The organism is Pseudotabrizicola algicola (genome assembly GCF_010915705.1).
GTDB classification, from domain to species: Bacteria; Pseudomonadota; Alphaproteobacteria; order Rhodobacterales; family Rhodobacteraceae; genus Pseudotabrizicola; species Pseudotabrizicola algicola.
Genome location: NZ_JAAIKE010000005.1, coordinates 80,785 through 94,390, shown reverse-complemented (window position 1 = coordinate 94,390; position 13,606 = coordinate 80,785). Strand labels below are relative to the sequence as shown.

Below are 13,606 nucleotides of genomic sequence, written 5' to 3'. Positions count from 1 at the left end.
CCGGATGAGGGGCGGGTCAACTGCGATTGCGGCGCAGGGCGGATTTGAAATCGGACAGGCGGAAGGCCCCGATCAGGGTGCCGAGGCCGAAATAGGCCACGATGCCCGAGGCGATCAGCAGCGCGAGGCCGAGGTAGCGCAGCCCTTCGGTGCCGAGCATCGGGCCGAGCGCCGTCATCGCCGCCAGAAGCACCCCGCCCATCGCAAGCGAGGCCAGCACGATCCGCCATGCGCGGGCGCGGAACCGGTCGTCAAACTGCGCTTCCGGCCCCATGCCGCGACTGCCGCGCCAGAGTTGCCAGACCATCACCCAGGCCGAAAGCGTGGTCGCCAGTGCCGCCGCGACAAAGCCGATCACCGGCATCAGCCCGATGGCGATGAGCGCGTTCACGATCATGCAGATCACCGCATAGCGGAACGGGCGTCTGGTATCTTCGCGCGCATAGTAGAGCGGTTGGAGAACCTTCTGGAACACGAAGGCCGGCAGGCCCATGCCATAGGCGGCGAGCGCCATTGCGGTATTGGCGGTGTCATCCGGCCCGAAGGCCCCGCGCTGGAACAGCACCGAGCAGAGCGGCATGGCGATGACCACCAGCGCCACCGCCGCCGGAAAGGTCAGCGCCAGCGCGAATTCGGTGCCGCGATTGAAGCTGTCACGCCCGCCCTGCGCATCGCCTGCCCGCAGGCGGCGCGAGAGGTCGGGCAGAAGCACGGTGCCGATGGCGATGCCGACGACGCCCAAGGGCAGTTGATAGAGCCGGTCGGCATAGGAGAGCCATGCCACCGCGCCTTCGGTGAAGCTGGCGACCTGACGGCCCACCAGCAGGTTGATCTGCACCACCCCGCCCGCCAGCACGGCAGGGGCGGCGATGATGAAGAGGCGCTTCAACTCGGGCGTCATTCTGGGCCATGACGGCACCAGCGCAAAGCCGACGCGGGCGGCGGCCCACCATGTGAAGGCAAATTGCGCCACCCCTGTCACCGGCACCGTCCATGCGAGGGTCAGGCCCATATCCCAGCCGAAACGGTCGGCAAGCAGCATGGCGGCGATGAACATCAGGTTCATCAGCACAGGCACGAAAGAGGCCTCGGTAAAGCGGCCGAAGGCGTTCAGCACGCCCGACAGAAGCGCGACAAGGCTGATGAACAGGATGTAGGAAAACCCGATGCGGCCATAGAGCACCGCGAGATCAAAGCGTTCGTCCCCCGCAAAGCCCGAGGCCATCGCCCAGACCAGCCACGGCATCGCCAGCGTGCCGAGCAGAGAGAACAGGATCAGGATGCCCGCCAGCCCCGAAAACGCATCGCGGGCAAAGCCCTTGGCATCCTCGCCGCCTTCGAGCTTTTTGGCGAACATCGGCACGAAGGCCATGTTGAAGGCACCTTCGGCAAAGAAGCGGCGGAACATGTTGGGCAGGGAAAAGGCGATCAGGAAGGCTTCGGCCACCGGGCCTGCGCCCAGATAGGCGGCCATCATGATGTCGCGCGCAAAGCCGGCCCCGCGCGAGAGCAGAGTCCAGCCGCCGACCACCATGATCGAGCGGATCAGCCGGATGGGTTTCATGTTGCGGCGCGCTCCCGGCCTTCCAGAATGGCCTGGCGCAGCTTTTTCTCCAAAGCCTCTTGCTTGGGTCTGGCGTGGATTTTCAACCCGAACATGTCCTTGACGTAAAAGCTGTCGACGACCTGCGCCCCGTAGGTCGCGATGACGGCGCTTGCGATGTAGATGTTGTTGTTGGCCAGCGTGCGGGTGAGGTCATAGAGCAGGCCCGGGCGGTCGCGGGTGTCCACCTCGACGATGGTGTAGATGTCGGACCCTTCGTTGTCGAAGGTGATATGGGTCGGGAAGCGGAATTCGCTTTCGCGCTTCTTGACCTTGTCGCGGTCTTTCAGCGCGTCGCGGGCGACGACCTGACCGCGCAGGGTCTTTTCGATCATGCCGCGCAGGCGGGGCAGGCGGGCCTCGTCATAGGGCTTGCCTTCGCCATCCTGCACCCAGAACACGGCGGTGGCGTAGCCATCCTTGGATGTGTAGGTGCGCGCGTCGACGACATTGGCCCCGACAAGGGCCAGCGCACCTGCAAGGCGCGAGAAGATGCCCGGATGATCGGCCAGCGCAAAGGCGGCGCGGGTGGCGTCACGGTCAGGCTCGGGGTGCAGGTCGATGCGGATTTCGTCATCGGCAAGGCCGCGCAGGAGGCGCGCGAACACCGCCTGGGTTTCGGTGGGCAGGCCCTGCCAGTAGGGCGGGTAATGGCGCGCGAGTTCGGCGCGGATGTCGGCTTGCGGCCAGTCGGCCAGTGCGATGCGCAGGGCCTTCTTGCCTTCGTCCTCGCGTTTGGTGCGGTTGACGTTTTCCAGCCCGTTTTCCAGCGCCTCGGCGGTTTCGTTGTAAAGCCTGCGCAAGAGCATGGCTTTCCAGTTGTTCCATGTGCCCGGGCCGACGCCGCGGATGTCGCAGACAGTGAGGACGGTCAGAAGGTCGAGCCGCTTGCGGGTCTTTACCGCCTTGGCAAAGTCGCGCAGCGTGCGCGGATCGCCGATGTCGCGCTTTTGCGCCACATCGGACATCAGCAGGTGATAGCGCACCAGCCATTCGACGGTCTCCACCTCCTCGGGGGTGAGGCCGAGGCGGGGCGCGATGCGGCGGGCCATCTGCGCGCCGATGATGGAATGGTCTTCGGGGCGGCCCTTGCCGATGTCGTGCAGGAGGAGCGCGATGTAGAGCACCTTGCGGTTGACCGCGCCCGAGAGGATGCGCGAGGCGATGGGCAGTTCCTCGACCAGTTCGCCGCGTTCGATCTGGGCCAGCACCGAGATGGTCTGGATGATGTGTTCGTCCACCGTGTAGTGGTGGTAGACGTTGAACTGCATCATCGCGACGATGCGCTCGAAATCGGGGATGAAGGCGCCAAGCACGCCAAGCTCGTTCATCCGGCGCAGGGCGCGTTCGGGGTTGCCGTGTTTGAGCAGCATGTCGGTGAACAGGCGCACCGCCTCGGGGTTGTCGCGCACGGAATCGTCGATGAGCGACAGGTTGGCCGCGATCATCCGCATGACGTTGGGGTGGAGGAGATAGCCGGTGCGCAGGGCCTCTTCGAAGATGCGCAACAGGTTGAGCGGGTCTTGCAGGAAGGCGACCTCGTCCACCACGTCGATGCGGCCCTGGATCAGGCGGTAGCCCTCGCGCACGCGTTTCTTGCGCTTGAAGATGCCGAAGAGGCTGGCTTCGGGCTTGGCGTGGCGGGCCTCGAGTTCGGTAAGGAAGATGCGGGTGAGTTCGCCCACGCGGGTGGCGTGGCGGAAGTAGTCCTGCATGAAGATTTCCACCGCGCGGCGGCCCCCTGCGTCGCGGTAGCCCATGCGGTCGGCCACCTCGACCTGCAGGTCGAAGGTGAGCTGGTCCATCGCGCGGCCCGAGATGTAATGCAGGTGGCAGCGCACGGCCCAGAGGAATTCCTCGGCGGTGCGGAAGGTGTCGTATTCCTCGGGGCGGAAGAGGCCGACCGCGACAAGCTCGCGCGCGGCGGGCACGCGGTGCAGGTATTTGCCGATCCAGTAAAGCGTTTGCAGGTCGCGCAACCCGCCCTTGCCCTCCTTGACATTGGGCTCCAGCACATAGCGCTGGCCGCCCTGGCGCTTGTGGCGTTCGGCGCGTTCCGAGAGCTTGGCCTCGATGAATTCGGGGCCGGAGTTGCGGAAGAGGTCCGACCAGAGCCTGTCACCCAGTTCGGTGGCGAGCGGTTCGTGTCCGGCGATGAAGCGGTGTTCCAGAAGGGCGGTGCGGATGGTGATGTCCTCGCGCCCGAGCCGGATGCAATCCTTCACGGTGCGGGTGGCATGGCCGACCTTCAGCTTCAGGTCCCACAGGATGTAGAGCATGGATTCGACCACGCTTTCCGCCCAGGGGGTGGTTTTCCACGGGGTGAGGAACAAGAGGTCGACATCGGAGGCGGGGGCCATTTCGGCGCGGCCGTAGCCACCGACGGCCACCACCGCGATGCGTTCGGCCTCGGTCGGGTTGGACAGGGGATGCAGCCAGCGGCAGGCCACCTCGAGCGCGACGCGCACCAGCCCGTCGGTCAGCACCGATTGCCCCAGCACCAGTGCCCGCGCGTCATGCGGGCGCTTGGTGAACGCCTCGGCAAGGGCTGCGTTGCCGCGGCTGCGCGCTTCGGTCAGGTGCTGCACCGTCAGGCTGCGCATCGTGCGGCTGTCGTCGGCCTTGGCAAGCTCTTGTGTCAGCCCGGCAAGGCAGGCGGTCTGATCGAAGATCTGGTCCGCTGGCAGCAGCATGTCTGGCGCAGGGGCCGATGACAGGGAGGCGGGCGGCGTGGCAAGGCCCGGCGCAGCCGTGCGGGCTGCGCCGGAGCCCGGCTGCGCAGGTTTGGCGGCGCGCGCCATGATCTGTCTTAGAACCCGGCGCCGCCGAAGCTGCGCGGCGCGGGGTCGATGATCATCACCTGATTGTTGCGGATCTGTGCCACCGCAAGTCCCCGCTCGTTCTGCCCGTCCGAGCGCAGGCGGAAGATGCCGTTCACCCCGACGAAGCCTGCCGATTGTGTCAGCGCCTGCCCGGTCAGGGCGTTGGAGCGGCCCTGCTTGAGCAGCGCGCCGATGGCGGCGATGCCATCATAGGCCAGCCCCGAGATCGGGTGGGGCGGCTCGCCGAAGGCGGTCTGATAGCGGCTTTCGTATTGTGCGTAGAGCGCGGGATCGGGCAGGGCGAACCAGCCGCCCTGCACGCCGGGCAAGGCAAGCGTGGCCTGCGGGATATCCCAGCGGGTGAGGCCGATGAACTGGGTTGCGGCCGGGCCAAGCCCGTTGTCGGCCAGAAGCTGGCTGATCAGCGGCAGCGCGCCCGCAGTGTCGGCGGTCAGGAACACGGCATCGGCATTGGCGGCGCGGGCCGAGGCGGCGATGCGCGGGGCGGCAGAGACGACGCCGTTTTGCGAGAATTCATAGGAGCCGACCCCGACGACGCTGCCGCCGGCGCGGGCGACGCCCTGTTCGATGGCGGTGCGGCCAAGCTGGCCTGCGGTGTTCTGGTCATGCACCACCATGATGCGGCGCTTGCCGTTGCGCACCGCATAGGTGGCCAGACGGGTCGCGGTGTTGCCGAAGGTGGGGCCGAGGATGAAGACGTTGCCCCCGGCGATGTCGGGGTTGTTCGAGAAGGCCAGCACGTTGACGCCTTGCGCCCGTGCGGCGGCACCGGCGGCATTTGCCTCTTGCGCGAAGACCGGGCCGAGGATGATCTTGGCGCCGTCTGCGATGGCCTTGGACGCCATCGCCTGCGCGGTCGCGGGCTGGCCTGCGGTGTTGTAGACGCGCAGATCGATGCGGTTGCCGCCCAGATCGGAGACGGCAAGGCGCGCGGCATTCTGCAAGGAGCGGGCCAAGAGCTCGTCACTGGCCTGACCGGAGCCCGAGGGAACCAGCAGCGCCACGATGACGGGGGCGGACGAATCAACCGCCGGACCACCGGCGACCGGGCCTGTGGCGGGCTGACAGGCGGCCAGCGCAAGGGCGGCCAAGGCAACGGCGGCATGACCCAGCGACTTGCGGGCCCGGCTCAGAACAGACAACATAAGAACTTCCTTTTCCGGAAAGGCGCAGCTTTATCGGCTGAACTTACGGGCAATGACGCACGAAGTAAACTTGTCAGGACCAATCCGATGACGGCAGACGCTTTCCAGACCCCGCCTGCGGGCGCCCATGCGGCCCCTGCGCGCGGCATTCCGCCGGGGCTGCATTTCATCGCCACCCCAATCGGGGCGGCGCGCGACATCACGCTGCGCGCGCTCGATCTGCTGGCGGGCGCGGATGTGCTGGCGGCGGAAGACACCCGCAGCCTGCGGCATCTGATGGAAATCCACGGAGTTGCGCTGAAAGACCGCCCGCTTGTGCCTTATCATGAACACAACGAGGCACAGGCGCTGCCCCGCCTGATGCGCGCGCTGCAAAAGGGCAAATCGGTGGTCTATGCCTCGGAGGCGGGAACGCCGCTGGTCTCTGACCCGGGTTTCGGTCTGGCGCGCGCGGCGATCGCGGAGGACCTGCCGGTGCTGGCCGCGCCCGGAGCCTCGGCGGTGCTCTGCGCGCTGACCGTTTCGGGCCTGCCATCCGACCGCTTCATGTTCGCAGGCTTTCCCCCCAGCGCCAAGGCCGCGCGGCAAAGCTTTCTGAGCGGCCTGGCCCATGTCGGGGCGACCCTGATCCTCTATGAAAGCCCGAAGAGGATTCGGGAAACATTAAGGGTCTGTGTGCAATGCTTCGGAGCAGAGAGGGAAGCGGTGGTGTGCCGGGAACTGACGAAACGGTTCGAAGAAGTCACCCGCGGCACTTTGGCCGATCTGGTGGCTGCCTATGACGGGCGGGATGTGAAGGGCGAAATCGTGCTGCTGATCGGCCGCGGCGCAGCGGTGCAGGCCGATGCCGGAACGGTGGAGGCTGCACTGGACCGTGCCTTGGCCACGATGACCGTGAAGGATGCGGCCGCCGCCATCGCCGATGCCTTCGGGCTGCCACGGCGCGAGGTCTACCAGCTTGCCCTGGCGCGCGGGCGGGCGGGCGATTCGGCGGAGTGAGCTGAAGGATCGGCGGAACGGGCGGGACGGATGGCGGAATGTGCAAGGGGGACAGCGGAATGAGCGGAAGCAGAAGCTATCATGCCGGGGTTGCGGCGGAAGATCAGGTGGCGCGGCTTTACGACCGGTCGGGCCGGCCGGTGATTGCGCGGCGCTGGCGCGGTCCGGGTGGCGAGATCGATCTGATCGCGCGGAACGGGGCAGAGGTGATCTTCATCGAGGTCAAGCACGCGCGCAGCCATGCCATTGCCGCCGAGCGGATTACGCCGCGCCAGATGGCGCGAATCACCGCCTCGGCCGCGTGTTTCATCGGCGGCGAACCGGCGGGGCAGGAAACGCCTGTGCGCTTCGACGTGGCGCTGGTGGATGGCACGGGGCGGATCGAGGTTCTGGAAAACGCCTTCGCGGCCTGACGGTTTGCATCTTCCCCGGGTTTGCGCCAAAGCTTGCGCGTTCACGGAGGATTGCCCATGCCGCTCAAGGTTGCCCTGCAGATGGACCCGATCGGGTCGGTCAATATCAATGCCGACAGCACGTTCCGGATCGCGCTTGACGCGCAGGCGCGGGGTCATGCGCTGTTCTATTACACGCCGGACCGGCTTGCCTTTGTCGAAGGCCGCGTGATGGCGCGGGGCTACTGGATTGAGTTGCGGCGCGAGGTTGGCAACCATGTGAGCTATGGCCCCGAGGTGGAGGTGGACCTGTCGGAGATGGATGTGGTCTGGCTGCGGCAGGACCCGCCGTTCGACATGGGATATATCACGACAACGCATCTGCTGGAGATGATCCACCCCAAGACACTGGTGGTGAATGATCCGTTCTGGGTGCGGAACTTTCCCGAGAAGCTGCTGGTGCTGCGCTTTCCCGATCTGACGCCGCCGACGGCGATCGCGCGCGATCTGGCCACGATCCGGGCGTTCAAGGCGCGGCACGGGGATATCATCCTCAAACCGCTCTACGGCAATGGCGGCGCGGGGGTGTTCCGGCTGGACCCGAATGACCGCAACCTTTCCAGTCTGCACGAGATGTTCACGGGGATGAACCGCGAGCCCTTGATCGTGCAGAAGTTCTTGCCGGCGGTGTCGGCGGGGGACAAGCGGGTGATTCTGGTGAATGGCGAGCCTGTGGGCGCGATCAACCGGGTGCCGCAGGAGGGCGAGACGCGGTCGAACATGCATGCGGGGGGGCGGCCCGAGAAGGTGGGGCTGACAGCGCGGGACCTCGAGATTTGTGCGCGCATCGGGCCTGTGCTGCGGGACAACGGGCAGGTGTTTGTCGGCATCGATGTCATCGGGGACTGGTTGACCGAGATCAATGTGACTTCGCCCACCGGGATCCAGGAGCTCGAGCGTTTTGACGGGACCAATACGGCGGCGCGCATCTGGGAGGTGATCGAGGCCAAGCGCGCGGGGTAGCCCTGCTGCGGCGCGGCTGAGTTTCACCGGACGCACGATCCGTCGTATGAGGCGTGCACGGCCGGGTGCCAGGCCCTGCGGTGCCGCCGGGCGCAGCCGGATTTTCGCAGCTCACTTGATCTATTTGCGGTCCGGTTTCGAGATTGGCGCGAACCGGTAGCTGATGGCTTCGGCGACATGGGGGTGGCGCACGGTTTGCGCGCCGTCGAGATCGGCGATGGTGCGGGCGACGCGCAAAACGCGGTGATAGCCGCGCGCGCTGAGCCCCATGCGTTCGGCCACGCGTGCGATCAGGGCGCGGCCTTCGCTGTCGGGGCTGGCCACCTCTTCCAGCCGTCTGCCTTCCAGATCGGCGTTGACGCGCAGCCCGTCATCCTCGGCATAGCGCGCGGATTGCAGGGCGCGGGCGCGGGCGACGCGGGCGGCGATGGCGGCCGAGCTTTCGCCCGTTGCAGGCAGGTCCAGATCGGCATAGGCGACCGGCGGCACGTCGACGCGCAGATCGAAACGGTCCATCAGCGGGCCGGAGATGCGGCCCAGATAGTCGTCGCCGCACAGGGGCGCCTTGCCGCAGGCGCGGGCCGGATCGGAGAGGTAGCCGCAGCGGCAGGGGTTGGCGGCGGCCAAGAGCAGGAAGCGGCAGGGATAGCGGATATGCGCATTGGCGCGGGCCACCATCACCTCGCCGGTTTCGATCGGCTGGCGCAGGGTTTCCAGCACCTGACGCGGAAACTCTGGAAACTCGTCCAGAAACAGCACCCCGTTGTGCGCGAGCGATATCTCGCCCGGTTTCGCCCCTTTGCCGCCGCCCACGATGGCGGCCATCGAGGCGGTGTGATGCGGCTCGCGGAAGGGGCGGTCGCGGGAGATGCCGCCTTCGGTCAGCAGACCCGCGAGGGAGTGGATCATCGAGGTTTCCAGCGCCTCGCGCGCCGAAAGCGGGGGCAGGATGCCGGGAAGGCGCGCGGCGAGCATCGACTTGCCCGAGCCGGGGGTGCCGACCATGAGCATGTGATGGCGGCCTGCGGCGGCGATTTCCAGCGCACGCTTGGCGCGTTCCTGTCCCTTGACCTCGGCCAGATCGCGGCCCGAGCGCTGCGAGATCACCTCGCCCGCCTCGGCAGCCGGCAGCGGGCATTGGCCGGTGTAATGGCGCACCACCTCGTCGAGAGAGGCAGCGGCCAGCACTTCGGTGGCGCCCACCCAGGCCGCTTCGGCGCCGCAATCGCGCGGGCAGAGGAGGGCGCGGTCACTTTCGGCGGCGGCCATCGCGGCGGGCAGCGCGCCGAGGACGGCGATCAGGCGGCCATCAAGGGCGAGTTCGCCCAGAGAGACGGTCGCCTCCACCTCGTCCTTGGGCAGAATGTCGAGCGCGGCGAGCAGCGACAGCGCGATGGGCAGATCGAAATGCGAGCCCTCTTTCGGCAGGTCGGCGGGCGAGAGGTTTACGGTGATCTTCTTGGTGGGCAGGGCGATGGACATGGCCGAGAGCGCCGCGCGCACGCGTTCCTTGGCTTCGGAGACCGCCTTGTCGGGCAGGCCGACCACGGCAAAGCCGGGCAAACCGGCAGAGATGGCGCATTGCACCTCGACAAGACGCGCCTCTACCCCTTCGAAGGCGACTGTATAGGCCTTGGCAACCATGTTTTACCCCGATCCCTTGGCAGAGGGTTAACGGGGCAGGGTTAGCGAATGGTTAACAGGGCCTTGGTGGCGATTCAGAGCAGCGCCATGAACTGTGGCCAAGCCTCGGGGTCGGCCGCCGTCTTGTCGCGGCAGAAGGCATTGCAAAAGCCGAAGCGGCGGCCCTGAAGCTCCAGCACATGCGTGACCGCCTTGCCAGAATAGGGGCAGGCGGTGTTTTCCGCCGCAACGCCCTCGACCGCCCGCGCGGGCAGGGGGGCGGGGCCGGGCCAGACCCGCGTGGGGTAGTCGCGGCGGTAAAACTCCTGATCGGCGCCGTCGACGAGCCCCATTGCGCGCCACTGGCGGAAGGAGCGATGCGCCAGATGGGCCTTCACATAGGCCATCGCGCGCGGGCTGAGCGGCAGGTTGTAGGTGGCGATGCGGGTGGCGACGGGGGCGAAGAACACATCGGCGGCGGAATAGTCACCGCAAAGCCATTGCGCCGAGCCGGTCTGGTCCCATGCCCAGGCCCAGATCGTTTCCAGCCGGGCCAGATCGTCGAGCACCGCCTGCGGCGGCGCGCAATCGGTGTAGCTGACCCGCAGGTTCATCGGGCAATGGCTGCGCAGGGCGGTGAAGCCTGCGTGCATCTCGGCGGCGAGCACGCGGGCGATGGCGCGGGCCTTGGGCTCGGCCGGCCAGAGGCCGGCATCGGGATGGCGGGAAGCCAGTTCCTCGGCGATGGCGAGGCTTTCGGGGATGACCACGCCATCGGGGGTGCGGATGGTGGGGGCGGTCCGGGCGGGGTGGAACTGTTGCAAGAGCGTGGGAAGCTCATCGGTGTAGAGCCGCGCGCGGTGCAGGGTGCAGGGGATGCCGAAGGCGTCGAAGAGCAGCCAGCCGCGCAGGCTCCAGCTGCTATAGGCGCGGTCGCCGATCACGAGGTCATAGGGCTGGGTCATGGGTCAGGGCCTTTCCGCTTGCTTGCGCCGCAGCTAGCGGCATGGCGCGCCGGATGGAAAGTGATGAATTTTGCGCCCGCCCATCACGGAATGTGATTGATGCGCAGCGCCTGCCAGCCCGCTGCCGTTTTGTGCAGTTCGGTGACGGAAAGATTGTCGATCCTGTGGGCAAAGACATCGGTGGCGCTCAGGCCGAGGCAGGCCTGCAGGGCGGCGAGGATGGCGCCGAAGTGGCAGACGATGATCGTCTCGTCGGGCAGGCGGTCCAGCGCCGCTGCAACGCGGGTGGCGAGGTCATTCCAGCATTCGCCGCCCGGTGCGCGGATGGGGCCGGGGGTTTCCCAGAAGGCGCGGATATGGGCGGGGTCTGCTGCCTCGGCCTCGGCAAAGGTTCGCATCTCCCACGCGCCGAAGTGGAGTTCGCGCCAGGCCGGGTCATGCGGCAGGCGGGTGCGGGTGGGCAGGGCGAGCGCGTCGGCGGTGGTGACGGCGCGGGAGAGGTCGGAGGAGACGAGCGCGGCATTGGCGGGCAGATGGGCCGAGAGGCGGGCGATGGCGGCGGTGTCGGACAGGTCGGCGGGCAGGTCTGTCCAGCCGATCATGGTCTTGGCATGGGTGGGGCCGTGGCGGACGAGGTGCAGGCGCATCAGAGCGCGGCCTGTGGCAATGCGCCCTTGAGCGCGAAGGGCAGGCCCGCCATCACGCCGATGACGCTGCCCGCACGGGCGGCGATCTGCTGGTTCAGGCGGCCTTGGGCATCGCGGAACTGGCGCGCGAGCGCGTTTTCGGGAACGATACCCCAGCCCACCTCGTTCGAGACGATGACGATGGGGGCGGCATGGGTGGTGAGCGCCTGGACGAGGGTTGTGCCGGCGGCGTCAAGGTCATGCCCTGCGAGCAGGTGGTTCGACAGCCAGAGCGTCGCGCAGTCGATCAGGATGGCGCTGCCCGGATCGCAGGCGGCAAGGGCGGTGGCGATGTCGGTGGGGGCTTCCAGCGTCTGCCAGTCGGGGCCGCGGTCCGTGCGGTGCTGGTCGATGCGGGCCTGCATTTCGGCGTCAAACGCCTGCGCGGTGGCGATGTAGCAGCGCGGGCGGCCCGTGGCGGTAACGAGGCGTTCGGCCAGACGGGATTTGCCCGATCTGGCCCCGCCGATCACCAGCGTTAGGGCGGGCAGAGAAAAAGTCGATGGCGAAAGTGATCCGATCGGCGGCACGCGGCGTATTACCTTTCAAAAGCGGGATCTGAGCCGCACGATTGTTGCGGCGATCGAACACTGGGGGAAGCGAGATGGCACTGGACGGATATAACGACCAAACCATGTCCCGCCAAGCGATGCGGGCCGAATTGCTGGATGCCGAAACCGAGTTGAAGCTGGCCTATGCATGGCGTGACCAGCGGGACGAGCGGGCGCTGCACCGCCTCATCACGGCCTATATGCGACTGGCGATCAGCATGGCGGCGAAGTTCCGCCGCTATGGCGCGCCGATGCCCGATCTGATCCAGGAGGCGTCGCTGGGCCTGATGAAGGCCGCCGACAAGTTTGACCCTGATCGCGGGGTGCGGTTTTCGACCTATGCGGTATGGTGGATCAAGGCGAGCATTCAGGATTACGTGATGCGCAACTGGTCGATGGTGCGGACCGGATCGACCAGCAGCCAGAAGGCCCTGTTCTTCAACCTGCGCCGCGTGCAGGCCAAGCTGGAGCGCGAGGCGGCGCAGCGCGGCGAGGTGCTTGACCAGTTCCAGTTGCGGCAGATGGTGGCCGCCGAGGTGGGGGTGCCGCTGGCCGATGTGGAGATGATGGAGGGGCGGCTTTCGGGGTCTGACTTCTCGCTCAATGCCACACAGTCGAGTGACGAGGACGGGCGCGAGTGGATTGACGCGCTGGAAGATGATGCGGCGGGCGCGGCCGAGCAGGTGGAGCTGTCGCATGATGCCGAGCGGCTGCGCGGCTGGCTGATCACCGCGATGCAGGCGCTGAACCCGCGCGAGCGTTTCATCGTGGCCGAACGCAAGCTGCGCGAGGAGCCGCGCACGCTGGAAAGCCTTGGCGAGGAGCTGGGCCTGAGCAAGGAGCGGGTGCGCCAGCTGGAGGCGGCGGCTTTCACCAAGATGCGGCGCAACCTTGAGACCCAGTCGCGGGAAGTGCATCACTTCCTGCAATGAGGGTGCTGGCATTCACACTCGGTCTGTTCGGGGCCACGGGGGTGGCCGAGGCGGGCAAGATCGGGGCCGGGATGCTGGATGCCATGCCGCGTGCCGAAGTCGTGGTGTTGGGCGAGGTGCATGACAACGCCGAACACCACATGAATCAGGCGCGGGCGGTGTTCTCGCTCAAGCCGCGGGCGGTGGTCTGGGAACAGATGACCGCGGAAACCGCCAGCAGGGTGCCGCTTGACCTGAGCGACCGTGAGGCGGTGGCGCGCCGTCTGGGCTGGGCCGAAAGCGGCTGGCCCGATTTCGAGATGTATTATCCGATCTTCGTGGCCGCTGGCCGTGCGCGCCATTACGGGGCCGAGGTGCCGCGCGAGCTTGCGCGGCGCGCGGTGAGCGAAGGCGCGCTGGCGGTGATGCCCGATGGCCCCGGCCTGAGGCGCCTTTTGCCCGAGGCGGAGCAGGCGGCGCGGGAGGCGGAGCAACTGGCGGCGCATTGCGATGCGATTCCCGTCGAGGTGCTGCCCGGCATGGTGCAGGCGCAGCGGCTGCGCGATGCCTATCTGGCCGAGGCGGTGCTGCGCGCGCTGGCCGAGGTGGGCCCGCCCGTGGCGGTGATCACAGGGTCGGGCCATGCCCGCCGCGATTGGGGGGTGCCTGCCGTGCTGGCCGAGGCGGCACCGGGGCTTTCCGTGCTGTCGGTCGGGCAGATCGAAGGGGTTGCGCCTGCGGCGGCCCCGTTTGACATGTGGGTCGTGACCGAGGCCGTGCCGCGCCAGGACCCGTGTGCCGCCTTTCGTTGACGGGGTGTTGCCTTTGGCGCGCATTGCGCCCTAACGTCCGGAGGCAAAGAGGG

12 protein-coding genes are annotated in these 13,606 nt (G+C 67.3%); 5 read left to right on the top strand and 7 right to left on the bottom strand.

What is annotated here, in order from left to right; genetic code table 11:
* Positions 1-16: 16 nt before the first annotated feature.
* From murJ to G3572_RS15170, 3 genes are all read right to left on the bottom strand, one after another.
* Entirely contained in the window at positions 17-1,564 is a 1,548-nt protein-coding gene (gene murJ / locus G3572_RS15180; protein ID WP_164613409.1) for a murein biosynthesis integral membrane protein MurJ, read from the bottom strand.
* Complete coding sequence (locus tag G3572_RS15175) at positions 1,561-4,296, bottom strand: [protein-PII] uridylyltransferase (RefSeq protein WP_435530985.1); 2,736 nt, start codon at positions 4,294-4,296, stop codon at positions 1,561-1,563. Before G3572_RS15175 ends, murJ begins: the two co-directional genes overlap by 4 nt.
* 116 nt (positions 4,297-4,412) lie before the next feature.
* Positions 4,413-5,591: a penicillin-binding protein activator gene (locus G3572_RS15170; RefSeq protein ID WP_164613405.1), complete on the bottom strand. Its 1,179-nt coding sequence runs from the start codon at positions 5,589-5,591 to the stop codon at positions 4,413-4,415.
* Between the two features lie 87 nt (positions 5,592-5,678).
* On the opposite strand from G3572_RS15170, the gene rsmI reads away from it, so the two are divergent.
* From rsmI to gshB, 3 genes are read left to right on the top strand one after another with little or no spacing between them, the layout of a single operon-like run.
* Positions 5,679-6,590, top strand: a complete 912-nt coding sequence (rsmI, locus tag G3572_RS15165; protein ID WP_164613403.1) for a 16S rRNA (cytidine(1402)-2'-O)-methyltransferase — start codon at positions 5,679-5,681, stop codon at positions 6,588-6,590.
* 59 nt (positions 6,591-6,649) lie between these two features.
* The gene (locus tag G3572_RS15160) at positions 6,650-7,003 is read left to right on the top strand and encodes a YraN family protein (RefSeq protein WP_164613401.1); all 354 of its coding nucleotides are present in this window, start codon (positions 6,650-6,652) and stop codon (positions 7,001-7,003) included.
* A 57-nt stretch (positions 7,004-7,060) separates the two neighbouring features.
* The gene (gene gshB, locus G3572_RS15155) at positions 7,061-8,005 is read left to right on the top strand and encodes a glutathione synthase (protein WP_164613399.1); all 945 of its coding nucleotides are present in this window, start codon (positions 7,061-7,063) and stop codon (positions 8,003-8,005) included.
* A 120-nt stretch (positions 8,006-8,125) separates the two neighbouring features.
* Here the strand turns inward: gshB and G3572_RS15150 are convergent, their stop codons facing one another.
* The 4 genes from G3572_RS15150 to cobU all read right to left on the bottom strand — a co-directional run bounded on the left by G3572_RS15150 (position 8,126) and on the right by cobU (position 11,809).
* Positions 8,126-9,649: a YifB family Mg chelatase-like AAA ATPase gene (locus tag G3572_RS15150; RefSeq protein WP_164613397.1), complete on the bottom strand. Its 1,524-nt coding sequence runs from the start codon at positions 9,647-9,649 to the stop codon at positions 8,126-8,128.
* A gap of 74 nt (positions 9,650-9,723) precedes the next feature.
* Positions 9,724-10,593 (bottom strand): glutathione S-transferase, encoded by an 870-nt coding sequence (locus G3572_RS15145; RefSeq protein WP_164613395.1) that lies wholly within the window; start codon positions 10,591-10,593, stop codon positions 9,724-9,726.
* A gap of 83 nt (positions 10,594-10,676) precedes the next feature.
* Positions 10,677-11,243 carry a histidine phosphatase family protein gene (locus tag G3572_RS15140; RefSeq protein ID WP_164613790.1) on the bottom strand — a complete coding sequence of 189 codons (567 nt, stop codon included), beginning with the start codon at positions 11,241-11,243 and terminating at the stop codon, positions 10,677-10,679.
* Complete coding sequence (cobU, locus tag G3572_RS15135; protein WP_354004052.1) at positions 11,240-11,809, bottom strand: bifunctional adenosylcobinamide kinase/adenosylcobinamide-phosphate guanylyltransferase; 570 nt, start codon at positions 11,807-11,809, stop codon at positions 11,240-11,242. The genes G3572_RS15140 and cobU overlap by 4 nt, the downstream gene beginning before the upstream one ends.
* Before the next feature lie 74 nt (positions 11,810-11,883).
* On the opposite strand from cobU, the gene G3572_RS15130 reads away from it, so the two are divergent.
* On the top strand, positions 11,884-12,762 hold the full coding sequence (locus G3572_RS15130; RefSeq protein ID WP_164613393.1) for an RNA polymerase factor sigma-32: 879 nt from the start codon (positions 11,884-11,886) through the stop codon (positions 12,760-12,762).
* On the top strand, positions 12,759-13,553 hold the full coding sequence (locus G3572_RS15125) for a ChaN family lipoprotein (protein WP_164613390.1): 795 nt from the start codon (positions 12,759-12,761) through the stop codon (positions 13,551-13,553). The genes G3572_RS15130 and G3572_RS15125 overlap by 4 nt, the downstream gene beginning before the upstream one ends.
* The last annotated feature ends 53 nt before the right edge of the window (positions 13,554-13,606 follow it).